This is a genomic window from Paenibacillus sp. FSL K6-1122 (genome assembly GCF_037977015.1).
GTDB lineage: Bacteria > Bacillota > Bacilli > Paenibacillales > Paenibacillaceae > Paenibacillus > Paenibacillus amylolyticus.
In genome coordinates this window covers 2,521,013-2,536,381 of sequence record NZ_CP150272.1, presented here as the reverse complement: position 1 = coordinate 2,536,381, position 15,369 = coordinate 2,521,013, and the positions used below count along the sequence as shown (strand labels likewise).

Annotated in this window: 13 protein-coding genes; 2 read left to right on the top strand and 11 right to left on the bottom strand. The window is 48.4% G+C overall.

The genetic code is table 11. The features are described 5' to 3' along the window. Positions 1-16: 16 nt before the first annotated feature. The 11 genes from smc to NSQ20_RS11235 form a co-directional block, all read right to left on the bottom strand. Entirely contained in the window at positions 17-3,586 is a 3,570-nt protein-coding gene (smc, locus tag NSQ20_RS11285; RefSeq protein ID WP_036609457.1) for a chromosome segregation protein SMC, read from the bottom strand. A 217-nt stretch (positions 3,587-3,803) separates the two neighbouring features. Next, complete coding sequence (gene rnc / locus NSQ20_RS11280) at positions 3,804-4,508, bottom strand: ribonuclease III (protein ID WP_036609458.1); 705 nt, start codon at positions 4,506-4,508, stop codon at positions 3,804-3,806. Between the two features lie 13 nt (positions 4,509-4,521). Continuing rightward, positions 4,522-5,760, bottom strand: coding sequence for a beta-ketoacyl-ACP synthase II (gene fabF / locus NSQ20_RS11275; protein ID WP_036609459.1), 1,239 nt, complete (start codon positions 5,758-5,760; stop codon positions 4,522-4,524). A 177-nt stretch (positions 5,761-5,937) separates the two neighbouring features. Beyond that, entirely contained in the window at positions 5,938-6,171 is a 234-nt protein-coding gene (acpP, locus tag NSQ20_RS11270; RefSeq protein ID WP_024630176.1) for an acyl carrier protein, read from the bottom strand. Between the two features lie 152 nt (positions 6,172-6,323). Further along, positions 6,324-7,073, bottom strand: coding sequence for a 3-oxoacyl-[acyl-carrier-protein] reductase (gene fabG, locus NSQ20_RS11265; RefSeq protein ID WP_017689228.1), 750 nt, complete (start codon positions 7,071-7,073; stop codon positions 6,324-6,326). Between the two features lie 211 nt (positions 7,074-7,284). Then, complete coding sequence (fabD, locus tag NSQ20_RS11260; RefSeq protein WP_340032461.1) at positions 7,285-8,226, bottom strand: ACP S-malonyltransferase; 942 nt, start codon at positions 8,224-8,226, stop codon at positions 7,285-7,287. Positions 8,227-8,251: 25 nt separating this feature from the next. Next, positions 8,252-9,241, bottom strand: coding sequence for a beta-ketoacyl-ACP synthase III (locus NSQ20_RS11255; RefSeq protein ID WP_036610885.1), 990 nt, complete (start codon positions 9,239-9,241; stop codon positions 8,252-8,254). Positions 9,242-9,249: 8 nt separating this feature from the next. Further along, positions 9,250-10,245, bottom strand: coding sequence for a phosphate acyltransferase PlsX (plsX, locus tag NSQ20_RS11250; protein ID WP_340032460.1), 996 nt, complete (start codon positions 10,243-10,245; stop codon positions 9,250-9,252). Further along, a complete protein-coding gene (gene fapR, locus NSQ20_RS11245; protein WP_047842457.1) occupies positions 10,242-10,790 on the bottom strand; it encodes a transcription factor FapR in 549 nt (182 codons plus the stop codon). Before fapR ends, plsX begins: the two co-directional genes overlap by 4 nt. A 372-nt stretch (positions 10,791-11,162) precedes the next feature. Beyond that, complete coding sequence (rpmF, locus tag NSQ20_RS11240; RefSeq protein ID WP_017689233.1) at positions 11,163-11,336, bottom strand: 50S ribosomal protein L32; 174 nt, start codon at positions 11,334-11,336, stop codon at positions 11,163-11,165. A 67-nt stretch (positions 11,337-11,403) separates the two neighbouring features. Continuing rightward, positions 11,404-11,910, bottom strand: a complete 507-nt coding sequence (locus NSQ20_RS11235) for a DUF177 domain-containing protein (protein ID WP_036609465.1) — start codon at positions 11,908-11,910, stop codon at positions 11,404-11,406. A gap of 463 nt (positions 11,911-12,373) precedes the next feature. Between NSQ20_RS11235 and hmpA the strand changes: the two genes are divergently transcribed. After that, complete coding sequence (gene hmpA / locus NSQ20_RS11230; protein WP_340032459.1) at positions 12,374-13,609, top strand: NO-inducible flavohemoprotein; 1,236 nt, start codon at positions 12,374-12,376, stop codon at positions 13,607-13,609. A 287-nt stretch (positions 13,610-13,896) separates the two neighbouring features. Next, positions 13,897-15,129 (top strand): nucleotidyltransferase, encoded by a 1,233-nt coding sequence (locus NSQ20_RS11225; protein ID WP_340032458.1) that lies wholly within the window; start codon positions 13,897-13,899, stop codon positions 15,127-15,129. The last annotated feature ends 240 nt before the right edge of the window (positions 15,130-15,369 follow it).

Below are 15,369 nucleotides of genomic sequence, written 5' to 3'. Positions count from 1 at the left end.
GCAGGTTTGGATCAGATCAGGCAATTACTGCTTCCTCATCTTCCAGTTTAACCGAAACGAGCTTGGATACACCGCCCTCTTCCATTGTAACACCGTACAGCACATCTGCCTCTTCCATCGTACCTTTACGATGGGTAACAACGATAAACTGTGTCTGTTCGGAGAATTCACGCAAGTACTGGGCAAAACGTACCACGTTAGCTTCGTCCAGCGCTGCCTCAACTTCATCCAGCACGCAGAATGGTACCGGTTTGACATGCAGAATAGCAAATAATAAAGCCATCGCCGTCAAAGCCCGTTCCCCACCGGATAACAGTTGCAGGTTTTGCAGTTTCTTGCCTGGTGGCTGAGCCACGATATCTATTCCCGTTTCAAGCAAGCGCTCCGGGTCCATCAGAACAAGGTCAGCACGTCCCCCGCCAAACAGCTTGCTAAACACGGTACCGAACTCACGGCGGATGGCATCAAACGTAATCTTGAATCGCTTCGCCATCTCGTCTTCCATTTCCCGAATAACCTGATACAACGTTGTTTTAGCTTCCACCAGGTCATTCTTCTGTTCACTCAGGAACTCGTATCGCTCATTGACTCGCTGGAACTCCTCAATCGCTCCCAGGTTCACATCACCCAGGGCGGATATACTGCGCTTCAGCTTCTGTACCTCTGCCTGTGTATGCTCCACGTCTTCCGGTACAGGATAACGCTCTTTGGCCAGTTCATAGCCCAGTTCGTATTCATCCGTCAGCTTTCGCAGTATATTTTCCAGCTCAACATCCAACCGGTTCACGGAAATTTCCGTCTGTCGCATCTGTTCTTCCACAGCTTTTAACTGCGTGCGCTGTTCCTTCGTTTCGCTCTCGGCAAGCTCAAGCTTTTTCGACAACTCACTTCGGGCAGCACGTTTGAAGTCCAGATCCTGAGAAGCTTCCGCTTTTTTCAGCTTATACTGGTTCAGATCTTCAATCTGTTTAACACTCTCGGTCTGTGTTTTCTTGAGATCTGCTTCCATCGAAGCCAGCAACGTGCGATTCTGACGAAGATCTTTCACCAGCGACTCTACTTCCCGCTCCAGACGTCGCAATTGTTCTCCATTGGAGAATCGCTCCTGATCCAGCTTGCCTTCACGCACTTTCAATTCGGTGAGTTGGCTCTGCAATTCTTCCTTCGCAGATTCATTGGCTTTCCGAGCAAACTCGGCTGCATGAATGGCACGATGAGTCGCTTTTTCTTCCTCTTCAAGCTGCTCCAGCTTCTTCACAGCGACGATCCGAGCCGTATCCAGCTCTTTGATCTCTTCGGTAAAGCCACTCTTCTCCTGCCCGGCAACGGCAACCTGTTCAAGCACATGGCGAAGCTCATGCTCTACCTGTTTCATTTCCATCGAAGCCTGCTGTTCTGCATTTCGGGTATCATCACCGGACTGACGAAGTTCATCCAGTTTGTCCTGACACTGTTCCAGTTGAACTTTTACATCATCCACACTGCGATGCAGTTTCACGATTTGATTTTCCGTATCCAAAATATCCTGGTCGAGCTGGTCCAGCTGCCGTTTCCGGCTGAGCAGACTCACATTTTTCTTGTGCTGGCTACCACCTGTCATGGAACCACCCGCATTGACCACGTCACCTTCAAGCGTCACAACCCGGAAACGATACTGACAGCGAGCCGCAATTTTATTGGCGACCTCCAACGTTTCGGCAATAATAACATTACCGAGCAAGCTGCCAATGATTGAAGCATATTTGGATTCGAATTGTACAAGATCAGCACCGATCCCCACAAAACCCTCCATACCTTCAATCATAGAACGTTCAGCCGCTCCAATGGCACGAGGACGAATGACATCCAGAGGCAGGAACGTTGCACGCCCCAACTGGCGTTGCTTCAGAAAAGCAATTGCCTGTCTGGAAACTGATTCATTTTCCATGACCACATGCTGCAAGGATGCTCCCATTGCTGTTTCTACCGCAAGTTCGATCTTCTCGGGAACTTTTACGAGTTCAGCCACAGCTCCATGAACACCGCTCAGCGTACCTTTACGTGAAGCCTTGAGAACCTCCTTGACACCCAGCATGAATCCGTCAAAATCATCCTGCATCTCTTTCATCGTATCGCGGCGGGAAACTTGAGCTTCACGCTTCTGTTCCCATTTACGGACCGTACCCCGACTTTCTTCGAGCAGCTTCTGCAGCGACTGAAGTCGTTCACTTTCCGTAATGTAACCACCACGTAGATCGCTGATTTCTTTGCCCAAGCGAACAACTTTTTTCTCAATGTCCGTTTTGCGACTCTCCAGTGTCTCTTTCTGCTCTTCCCATTTGCCTGATTCTTCAGCCGCGCGATTCATTCTGCGCTCCAGCGTTTCTTTCTGCTGATCCACATAACGAATTTCATTGCGTGTCTGAGCCATCTGATTCATCAGTTCCAGCAAATTGCCTTTGAGGCTTTCCTCTTGCTGCTGACTAATGCCACCTGTGACACCGATGAGTTTGGCTTCTTCCTGAGACAGCTGATTTCTCACATCATTCAGTTCATGCTCAAGCTTGCCAAACTTCTCACGCAGTGCAAGCAGCTCGGTTTCCCGTTCGCGATGTCTCTCTTCACTGGCGGCAAGCGTTACTTTGAGCTGTTCCTGATTTGTTTGCAGATGGTGCGAGCGCTCCTTGAGCAATTCTCCAAGTCCTTCACTTTTCTCTGTCGCTTCACTGAATTGCAATAAAGCGGCTTGCAGTTGCTCTGTCTCTGTTTCCAGGATACGCAGCGCATTCCGATCATTTTCCAGCTTGGCATCATGCGTAGAGACAATCGCCGCCAGTCCAACCTCTTCCTGTTTTAGCGATTGCAGGCGCTCATTTGCCTTACTCCAGGACGCATGAATCTGTTCGATCTGGTACACATACATGGAAATTTCCTGCGATTTGAGCTGAGAACGAAGTTCCTTATAGTGGATCGCTTTCTCCGATTGTTCCTTTAGCGGGCCAATCTGATCTTCCAGTTCAGTCACCAGATCATGAATACGCAGCAAATTTTGCTCTGTCTCATCCAGTTTGCGCGTCGCATCCCGCTTGCGGGATTTATATTTAACGATACCTGAAGCTTCTTCAAAGATACCTCTGCGATCCTCTGAACGGGTACTCAGAATCTCTTCGATTCGCCCCTGTCCAATAATCGAGTAGGCCTCCTTACCGATGCCGGTATCCATAAACAACTCCGTGATATCCTTCAAACGACAAGATTGTTTGTTAATAAAATATTCACTATCTCCGCTACGATGTACACGACGAGTCACCGTCACCTCACCAAAATCCAATGCAAGTGCGTGATCCTCGTTATCAAGTGTAAGCGACACCTCACCGAAATTAACGGCTTTCCGTGCGTCACTACCTGCAAAGATGATATCTTCCATTTTGCCACCACGCAGCGACTTAGCACTTTGTTCCCCCAGAACCCAGCGAATTCCGTCCGATATATTACTCTTTCCACTTCCGTTCGGACCTACAACAGCCGTAATGCCACGAACGAACTCCATCTCCGTTTTGTCGGCGAATGACTTGAATCCACCCAATTCAATCCGTTTTAAAAACATAGGGTTTCTCGTCACCTCCTCTTGCAAATTTCAAGTATTGCATTCCAGCGCCTAAATAAATTGAACCAAAATAAAGTTCACTTATTTAGTTAACGATCAGGAACCTTCTCCTGAACCTCTTTACAAAAAAAAGAGCAAAAAGCAGTCCGGCCGATTACTTCCGCCGGGGCGGACCCGCGGGCTGCTCTTTGCTCTTCGTTTGTCTATGCGCTATCGGTTAAGCTCCGGCTTCCGGAAGCTTCAGTCGATCAAGTGCTGCAGATGCAGCCTGTTGTTCCGCTTCCTTTTTGGAACGTCCTGTACCTCTGCCAAGCCTTTCTTGACCCATATGGACCTCCGAGACAAACTCACGTTCATGGGCAGGTCCCCGTTCCTCAACGATACGGTATTCCAAAGCTCCCATATTGTGATGCTGAGTAAGTTCCTGCAGTTCCGTTTTGTAATCACTCATTTGCAGCTTGCTGCCCAATACGATTAATGGGAAGACATGCTGATCAAGAAATGTCCGAACAGGCGCAAGCCCCTGATCCAGATACAATGCACCAATGAAAGATTCAAACACATCCGCCAGCAGAGCCGGCCGTGTCCGTCCTCCAGTTAGTTCCTCACCTTTACCAAGAAGTACATACTGCCCAAAACCCAACACTTCAGCAAATTTGACGAGGGAAGGCTCACAGACAATGGATGCCCGCAGCTTAGTTAATTCACCTTCCGGACGGTTAGGATACAAATGATACAAGTACTCCGATACAGTCAGTTCCAGCACGGCATCGCCCAGAAACTCCAGACGCTCGTTGTCCTGATGCTGACTGAAGCGGTGTTCGTTTACATAAGAAGCATGGGTAAACGCTTGTTTTAAAAGCTGCCTGTTGTCAAATTTGATTTGAAGTTTATGTTGTAACTGCTTCAGATCTTCACTCAAACGAACTAGCCCCTTATGCTTCAAATTTTTTGAGAATAATGGTGGCATTGTGACCGCCGAATCCAAATGAATTGGACATGGCAATATTAACTTTGGTTTGACGTGGAACATTTGGTACATAATCCAGATCACATTCCGGGTCCTGATTTTCCAGGTTAATCGTTGGAGCCAGTGTCTGATGTGTCAGTGACAATCCGCAGATAACCGCCTCTACACCACCAGCAGCGCCAAGCATGTGGCCCGTCATGGATTTAGTGGAACTCACAGCGAGCTTGTACGCATGATCACCAAACGCCTTTTTGATCGCAAGCGTTTCGGATCTGTCGCCTACAGGCGTCGAAGTTCCGTGTGCATTAATGTAGTCCACTTCTTCAGGCTCAATGCCCGCATTACGAAGTGCCATCTTCATGCAACGTGCTGCTCCGTCCGGATCTGGTTCTGTCATATGATGTGCATCACCTGTCAGACCGTAACCGATCACTTCACCATAAATGCGTGCACCACGTTTTTGAGCATGCTCTAGGGATTCTAGAATCATAACACCAGCGCCTTCGCCCATAACAAAACCATCACGTTCTGTATCAAAAGGACGGCTTGACTTCGCAGGATCATCATTACGTGTAGACATTGCGCGCATCGCACAGAACCCCGCAAGACCCGTTGGTCTGATTGTTGCTTCTGCACCACCACAGATCATGGCATCTGCATCACCATTGGCAATCAGCTTGAAGGAATCTCCGATGGAGTGTGTACCTGTTGCACAAGCGGTAACAACGTTAATGTTAGGACCTTTGGCACCAAGAGAAATGGACATTTGGCCTGAAGCCATGTTGGAGATCATCATGGGAATAAAGAATGGGCTTACCCGTTTTGGACCTTTTTGCAACAATGCATTATGTTGGTCCTCCCACGTACCCAATCCACCAATACCTGATCCGATGGATACACCGAAACGCTCTGCATCAATATTCTCGTTAATTTTCAGACCACTGTCTTCAACGGCTTTGAAGCCGGCTGCCACAGCGAACTGTACAAAACGGTCCATTTTGCGAGCATCCTTGCGATCCATATATTCTTCCGGGTTGAAATCCTTGATCTCGGCTGCAATCTGTGTCGTGTATTCACTAACATCAAACGCCTCAATCTGAGAAATTCCGGACTTTCCTGCCATTAAACTGCCCCAGAACGTTTCCAAATCTTTTCCGAGCGATGTCATTACGCCCATTCCGGTAATTACTACTCTTTGTTTCAAACCGAGTCACCTCTATATCGACTGCATTACGCAAGTATTTTGTGGGAATATCCGCAAACAGACATCTACTCAACCAAGATAGGCCTGTTTGAGTAGAGCTGCTTGCGGAATGAGAAAAACCAATGAATGATGAGAAGTCCCGCCTGTTCGAAAACATGTGCGGGACTAAAAATGACTTTAGGTATGAGATTGTATGTAGTTTACAACTTCACCTACGGTCGTGATTTTTTCTGCATCTTCATCAGAGATTTCCAAATCAAATTCATCTTCCAATTCCATGACCAATTCCACTACATCCAAAGAATCAGCACCCAAATCTTCTTTGAAAGATGCTTCAAGTGTAACTTCAGCTTCGTCTGCGCCCAAGCGGTCGACGACGATGCGTTTTACACGCTCCAATACATCGGACATCCGGTTCACCTCCTTCTTTGGTATTATACGAGAATCGCAGGCAAAATGCCATAGAAGACATATGCGGCTCCCGGCCGGGGAACCCGGCCTTTTTCCGGCATTTCGGATCGTCCAGCGCCTGTTCCCCGACTATTGTTCAAGTCCGGAAAGAATTACATGTACATGCCACCATCGACATGTAGCGTCTGCCCTGTCATATAAGATGAAGCCTGTGAAGCCAGGAAAGTGACTACACCGGCGATTTCATCCGGCTGACCCAAACGGGACAACGGAATACCACTTAGCATACCGTCCACCAGCTCCTGGGACAACTCTTTTGTCATATCTGTCTCAATGAAACCTGGTGCAACACAGTTAACTGTGATTCCACGAGAAGCCAGTTCACGAGCAGATGCCTTTGTCAGGCCAATGACTCCTGCCTTGGCAGCAACATAGTTCGCTTGTCCAGCATTACCGAGCACACCTACAACCGAGGAGATATTGATAATTCTTCCCGACCGTTGTTTCATCATTGGACGTGTAACCGCCTTAAGGCAGTTAAACACACCTTTGAGATTGGTTTCAATAACCTGATCGAATTCTTCCTCTTTCATACGCATGATCAGATTATCACGGGTAATTCCAGCATTGTTCACCAGAATATCAACGTTGCCCCATGCTTCGAGTGTAGCTTTGACCATTTGTTCAGCTTCATCCATCAGGCCAACATTGGCTTGAAGTGTAATCGCCTTGACTCCTTTGGCACGAATCGCTTCCGCCACTTCCTCAGCTGCCGCTTGGCTACCCGCATAATTCACGGCTACGTTCGCTCCAGCTTCTGCAAGTGCCAGTGCAATACTGCGCCCAATGCCCCGGGATGCCCCGGTAACAAGTGCATTTTTACCTTCTAATGGTTTAGACATAATCATTCCTCCTTTCCCCAAATCTATATCAGTTCAACCAAAGAATGTTTACACTTGCCACTCCGATGACAGAATAAACTTCCGATCGCTGTTATCCCCAGATTTTTTTGATTTCCTTTTATAAAGGGAAAATCCGGTGATAAAGGTGAACGCTCCGCTTCTTCAGTTTTTTTCTGTCCTCTCCGTTCTCGTGTAAAAAGTTTAGTTTAACTCATATAATTCCTTCTAATTCACTTGCCGTTGCTTCGAGCGTTTCAAGACTGTTCACATTGTACAGTTTTACGGTTTTATCTGTTTTTTTAATCAAACCGGTCAATACACTGCCAGATCCAATCTCGATGAACGTATCCACGCCTTGCTCAATAAGCCATGTCACACTGTCTTCCCATAATACAGGAGAATAGACCTGAGCTGTCAACAAATCCTGAACCTGTCCATCTTCTGCAGGTCTTGCAGTCACATTAGCGACTACAGGGACCGCTGCCGGTGAGAACGTAACGGTTTTCAGTTTCTCTGCCAGCTTCTCAGCTGCATCCTTCATCAATGAGGAGTGGAACGGACCGCTTACTTCCAATGCAATGGCGCGTTTACCGCCTGCTTCTTTCACTCGTTCCGCGACAGCAGCTACGCCTTCCTTCACACCAGAAATGACGATTTGTCCCGGACAATTAATGTTGGCAAGTTCAACCGCATGACCACTTTCAGATACGTCACGGCAAAGCACCCCCAGCGCTTCCCGATCCGCACCCAGCACAGCAGCCATCGCTCCTTGTCCACCCGGTACTGCCTGTTCCATATACTGACCACGTGCCCGCACAGTGCTCACTGCGTCAGCAAACGAAAGAACGCCCGCTGCCACCAGTGCACTGTATTCTCCCAGACTGTGTCCAGCTGTATAGTCAGGCTGAATTCCTTTTTCTTTGAAAGCTTCAAGCAAGGCAATACTTGCTGTCAACAGAGCCGGTTGTGTATTTGATGTCTGTTTCAACTCGGTCTCCGGTCCTTCAAATACAAGGTTGCTCAGCGAGAAACCCAATGTTTCATCTGCTGTGCGAAAAATTTCGGTTGCAGCAGGCACGGACTCATACGCGTCCTTGGCCATGCCTACAGCCTGTGATCCCTGTCCGGGAAATACAAATGCTATTTTACCCATCTCATTCATCTCCCAGATGTCTAATTTACCAAACGAGTACCGATGCACCCCATGTCAAACCGCCACCGAATCCAACCATCAGAACGGTATCTCCGGCTTTCATGCGACCTTCCTCTGCCGCTTCTACCAGAGCAAGCGGGATGGAAGCAGCAGATGTGTTTGCATACTTATCCACGTTAACTACAACCTTTTCTTCAGGAAGTTCAAGTCGTTGCATCGCAGATTGGATAATCCGAATATTCGCTTGGTGAGGAACAAACAGATCCACATCCGTACGCTCCATACCAGCCTTGCGTAATACCTCAATGGTAGCCGTCCCCATGACACGTACCGCAAACTTAAACACTTCACGACCGTTCATGTTGATGTAATGTTTTTTATTTTCAACGGTCTCTGCAGTAGCAGGCAGTCGGGAACCGCCGCCTTCCATCTGAAGAAGACTACCGCCAGCACCTTCGGCACCGAGATCGAACGCTTTGAATCCGCGACCTTCCGGAACTTCACCAACGACTACCGCGCCTGCTCCATCACCAAAGAGGACACATGTGTTACGGTCTGTATAATCCGTAATACGTGACAAGCAGTCCGCACCAATAACAAGTGCATTGTTGTACATACCGCTTTGGATGAAGCTCGTAGCACTAGCCAAACCGTATACAAATCCGGAACAAGCAGCCGATAGATCAAATGCCGCGGCACCTTTTGCACCCAATTTGTCCTGCAAGATGCAGGCTGTCGATGGGAACGAAGAATCCGGGGTAATCGTTGCAACAATAATCAGATCAAGATCACTGCCTGTCATGCCTGCAGATTCAAGGGCTTTAATAGCCGCTTCGTATGCCAGATCAGAAGTTGCCTGATCCGGTGCAGCGATGTGACGCTCTTTGATTCCTGTACGACTGACGATCCACTCGTCATTGGTATCGACCATTTTCTCCAGATCGCTATTTGTCAAAATTTTCTCAGGCACATATTTCCCTGTACCAATAATCCCTACTGGGCGCAAATTATTCATATCGTCACTCACTTCCCGCTAATTTCCTTAGATATGCTCTCTACCAGCTGATTCTGCACTGCAATCCGAGCTTGGCGCACAGCATTTTTGATGGCATTGCCATCAGCAGATCCATGACTTTTCACAACCAGTCTGCTCAAACCGAGGAGTGGCGCTCCGCCATGCTCCGTATAATCCAGCTTTCGTTTCAACCCACGCAACTCAGGCATTAGTACAGCTGCAGCCAGTTTACTTTTGAGAGAAGATGAAAATTGTTCCTTAAGCAAGGCGAAAATGGCACCTGCTGTGCCCTCTAGCGATTTCAGCAGGATATTCCCTGCAAAACCGTCACATACAAGCACATCACAAGCACCAGTCAGCACATCACGTGCCTCAACATTACCGACAAAACGAATTGGGAGTTGTTCCAGTAAAGGGTATGCATGTTTGGTTAACTCATTTCCCTTGCCTGGCTCTGTTCCTACATTGAGCAAGCCCACTCGTGGGGACTCAATGCCCTGTACTTTTTGCCGATACAAACTGCCCATCAGGCCATACTGTGCAAGGTGCTCCGGTTTGGCATCCATATTCGCTCCAAGATCCAGCGCAAGCACACCTACATCATCAATCGTTGGAATCATAGGCGCAAGCGCCGGACGTTCAATGCCTTCCATGCGACCTACAACAAGCAAACCCGCTGTCATGAGCGCTCCAGTATTGCCCGCCGAGATCATCGCGTCCGCTTCGCCCTCTTTCAGCATGCGGCCTGCGACCACCATGGAGGCATCCTTCTTGCGACGCACTGCTTTGACGGGTTCATCATCCGAACCAATAACTTCGGAAGCATGCCGGACCGTAAGATTGGCAGGTCTCACACCTGACTGACTCAAAAGAGGTTCCAGCTTGGCTTCATCGCCGATCAGGACGATCTGTGTATCCGCCCATTCCGTGGCTGCGGCAATCGCACCTTGTACCGTTGATGCAGGTGCATTGTCGCCTCCCATGGCATCAATGACGATTTTCATTCCAAATGACCTCCTTCTCCGCTGTCTTCTCCACCTGAATGGTAGATTACAAAGTTGCCTTGAAACACCATTTCTTCACCTACATAAGTGAATACTTCCACTTTGGCTTTGCCCTTTTGACCCGGGATCGATCTCACATAAGCCTTTGCAATACATTTCTCTCCCAAATGAACCGAACGGACAAAGCGAATGTCTGCTGATGCAGTCAACGCGATCTCGTCATTAATAATCGCTACAGCCAAGGAGTTGGCCTGTGCAAAGACATAGTGTCCGCGTGCAATCCCTGTTCTGGAAAACACGTGTTCTTCCTTAATCTCAAACAGGGAAATCCCGCTCTTATCCAGTTGCAGATCCACAATATCACCGATAATCTCATGCAAGGGCAACGAGCGTACCTGATCATACGAGAGCTCTGCCATCAGTTTCATCCGCTCCCGAAGTTCGGGTATTCCAAGTTCCAGCCTGTCAAGACGAATCGTCTGAATACTCACCTTCAATTGGCGTGTAAGTTCCTGATCCGTCACAAACGGGTTCTCTTCTATCATTCTGGTTAACTGCTGTTGCCTCTGTCTCTTCGGTACACGTTCGATGCCTGACACCCCCCGCTGTATCGTTTACGGAACCGTCCCGTCCGGCCAGTTCAACCATTCTTTCGTGTTGCTTCTATAGTTGCATCCCTGGTCACCAGGGTCGTTCTCAAACGGATTATGGTTCATCTATATGTAACGTCAAATCTTAGAACCTGGTACTAAACTATAGTATATCTCATCCCGTGTCAAAAAGAAAGACTGGCCTAACAAAAACAATTCACCCTTCTGGTGCAAGGATTTCATGCTTGTTAGCTCACTCTACCTACACTCTCTAATCCAAAAAAAGTAGCACCTCATCGAAATGAAGTGCTACTTAATGTCCAACTATTATTGAGAGATGATCTCTCTTGCTTTGTACGTTCCGCACACTTTGCACACGTGGTGACTAAGTTTAAGTTCGCCACATTGTTCACATTTCACCATGCCCGGTACAGCCAATTTAAAGTGAGTGCGACGTTTGTCGCGACGCGTCTTGGACGTTCTCCGTTGAGGTACTGCCATTATTCCCACCTCCTTATCAAAATCAACCTTTGCAGGTAGTCTTAAAATGTTCGATTTTCAATCATGCTCATTTAAAAAAATCCTTGAGCCCTGCAAGCCGCGGATCAATAACCTCGTTATCACAACCGCAGTCACCTTCGTTCAGCTCATGGCCACACTTGGGGCATAACCCTTTGCATGTATCGCTACATAGCGGTATAAACGGAAGATCCAGCAGAAAAGCTTCCTCGGCATAACCCTTCAGATCAACGCTATCTCCATCCACATAGAGCGTATCATCGTCTTCGTGTAATCCCTCTGGCTGTTTTCCCTGCTTGAATTGCTCATGAAAATCAATATGAAAATGTTCATTGATCGGCTTAAGACAACGGGAGCACAACATGTCCACTCCTACAGTCAGCTTGCCATGAACATCCACAACGTCACCTTCTCTGAATTCTGCAGATAAGTCCGCAGTCAGCGGGGTAACGGCTGTGATATCTTGTCGGTTAGAAACCAGTTCCTTGATCTCCCACTGTTCGTTAAACTTCAGGGGACCATCACTGGTAGCCACTTTGCGAAATGGCATTAACATTTCCATCACTCCAAACGAAACCAATTTCATAATTCGTATCAAACGTATCACGACAGTTATACAGGTCAAGCCTGCTTTTGTAAAGCAATAAATCCTGACTGTATGTATTCTGACGAATCTTCGTTAAAAGTATTATGAAATTGACTTAACAAACAAAAATCATTATACCGATTTTTCAAGACGTTTGTCAACACTTTTAACTTTACACCCTATTTTAAAACCAATGGCTCAGAACCGTTTACTCCATCTGGTCTATTATAGACTCACTTTAAGATAAATCACAAGTCGTCATTTTAGTTGTAGTTCCTTGCAAATAGCGGTCACATTTCGTTAACGCTTGGTGTGATCTATGTCACACGGACCCGCTTGCTCCCTATCTATACTTGCTATAAACCGAAGCACGATCAGTTCCATGACCGATTTATTATCCAACTATTTCATATTATATCGGGAGGGAAAATGTATGTTAAGCGAGCACACAATTAGAGTGATTAAATCTACAGTACCCGTACTTGAATTCCACGGCGAAGCGATCACACGCCATTTCTATGAAACGATGTTCACAGCTCATCCGGAACTACTGAATATTTTCAATCATGCAAATCAGAAACAGGGACGACAGCAAGCCGCCCTCGCCAATATGGTATACACCGCTGCCCTGCATATCGATAATCTGTCCTCCATCCTGCCTGCCGTCCGGCAAGTTGCACATAAACATCGCAGCCTGGGTATCGTTCCCGAGCAATATGCGATTGTTGGCACCTATCTGCTTCAAGCCATCAAAGATGTACTTGGAGACGCGGCAACGGATGAAATTATCACGGCGTGGGGCGAAGCCTACAATGTCATTGCAAATGCCTTTATCGGGATCGAACAGGACATGTATACAGAAGCGGAAAACCAGACGGGTGGCTGGGAAGGATTTCGTACCTTCAAGGTTGCTAAGAAAGTGCAGGAAAGTGAAATCATCACGTCCTTTTACCTCGTTCCAGACGATGGTCAGCCCATTGCCAGTTATGAACCAGGACAATACATCAGTATCAAAATCAAACCAGAGGCACAGTCATTTACCCAGATTCGTCAGTATAGCCTTTCAGATACCCCGGGTAAACCCTACTATCGCATTTCCGTTAAGCGTGAGCGAGGTGTATTAGAGCGTCCTGACGGAGTTATCTCTACGTATCTCCACGATCACATTAAAGAAGGCAGTCTGCTGGAACTATCCGCTCCTGCTGGCGACTTCACGCTGAATGCAGACGATAAACGGCCTGTTGTTCTCCTGAGTGGTGGTGTGGGTCTAACGCCCATGATCAGCATGTTAAATACGCTCGTTAACTTGAATGAAAATCGTACCATTACATTTTTGCATGCAAGTCCCAATGGTCAATCGCACGCGTTCCGTGATCATGTGAACAGTGTGGCCAAACGTAATCAGGGCGTTAAAGCTTATTATTGTTATACTCAACCTGAGGATGCTGATCGTGAAAATGAATGTTTTCATAAGGAAGGTTATATGGATGCGATCTGGCTTCGCCAAGTGATCGATGAACTGGATTCCACTTATTATCTGTGCGGACCGGTTTCGTTCATGCGGGCAGTGTATACGGAACTTCAGGCGCTTGGTGTTGCAGCGGACAACATTCATTATGAATTTTTTGGGCCCAAAGCAAGTCTATCTCCCACGCCGGAAAGTGTCTAAGCGTGCTGAGATTGCGAGATGTGATTAACCTAACTTCTTCCTAATGTATATAAGTGTATGTCTGTCCTATTATGATGACTTATTAAGATGAAGAGGTCGTTCTCCGATTATCGAAAATCTGTAATATACAATAGATTTGCAGGCACAGTCTGACATCCGTTGATGTTGGATTTGTGCCTTTTTCTTGTCTGAATTGGTGCATGATTTGATCTAATACATGACATCCCCTATGATGGAATGGATGTTATACATACTCGGTTATCCAATCGAAAGGAGTACGTCTAATCATGAAAGCCGTAGGCGTCATTGTTGAATATAACCCCTTGCACAATGGGCATGTCTATCATTTGCAAGAAGCTCGGCGGCTAAGCGGCGCAGACGCCGTTGTTGCGGTCATGAGCGGCCCTTTTCTCCAGCGTGGCGAACCCGCCATCGTGGGTAAAAGGGCACGCACCGAGATGGCGCTGCACGCAGGCGCGGATCTCGTGCTTGAACTGCCGGTGGCTTACGCGGTCCAACCGGCAGAGTGGTTTGCCTTCGGTGCGGTCTCGCTGCTGCACCGCACCGGCGTTGTGGACTCGCTCTGCTTTGGCAGCGAGTCCGGCGACCTGGACAGCCTGCAGCGCATTGCGCGCGTGCTGGCTGTGGAGCCCGCAGGGATGCGCGAGGACATCGCGCGCCGCCTGCGGGAAGGCGCCAGCTATCCCGCCGCGTACGCAGGCGCGGCGGCGGCGCTGGCGCCCGGCGGCGTCGATGCTCACGACGCCGCTGCACTGCTGGAGCAGCCCAACAATTCGCTTGGGCTGCACTACCTGATCGCGCTGCAACGACTTGGCAGCGCGATCCAGCCCTTTACGGCGGCGCGTACCGGTGCCGCATATCATGAGGCGACGCCCGGGCCGGGGGCGATCGCCAGTGCCACAGCCGTCCGCCGCCTGCTAATGGCGGACGGACCCGATGCCGCCGCGCCATACGTGCCGGCGGCAACCCTTGCCATTCTGCATCGCGAATGGCAAGAGGGGCGCGCTCCCATACACTGGGAGCGCTTTGCACAGCCGCTGTTGCACCTCGCGGCCACCCGCCGTGCCTCCGAGCTGGAACGCATCGCCGAAGTCACGGAAGGCTTGGAACACCGGCTGAGCCGTGCACTCGCTCAGCTCCCGGAGCCTTCAGTCGAAGCACTCCTGAATGCAATGAAGACCAAACGATACACACGCACCAAGCTCCAGCGTATGCTCGCCCACTTGCTCCTGAATCACACCAAAGCCGAGTGTTCACCAGAGCAATTGGCTGTCGGACCTGGATATCTCCGAGTCCTCGGATTTAATACTCAAGGGCAGAGCCTGCTTAAACAAATGAAGAAAACCGCCTCACTGCCTGTTGTACTGAAACCGTCGACGTTCACACACAATCAACTTGAACTGGATATACAAGCTCAGGTTGCGTATGGGCTCGCTTGCGAGCATAAGGACACACGCAAGATGTATAGTGACTACTATGAGTCGCCTGTAAGACTGTAATCCGCTTTTGACCATAAGCTTCATCTCTATAGAGCTTTTTATTCCATCATCAAACAGATCATTGATATCCACTATTCGACACTCAACTATATAATTAAAAAATCCCCTTGCTGCGCGCCGCTCAGGGCACCTCGCAACAAGGGGATTTCCTTATTCACTTCTCTTGTTCTCTTAATTCTTTTTCTCTTAAATCTTTTGGGTATCTCTACCCCTTTGGGTCTAGTGAGTCTGTTGATCTTC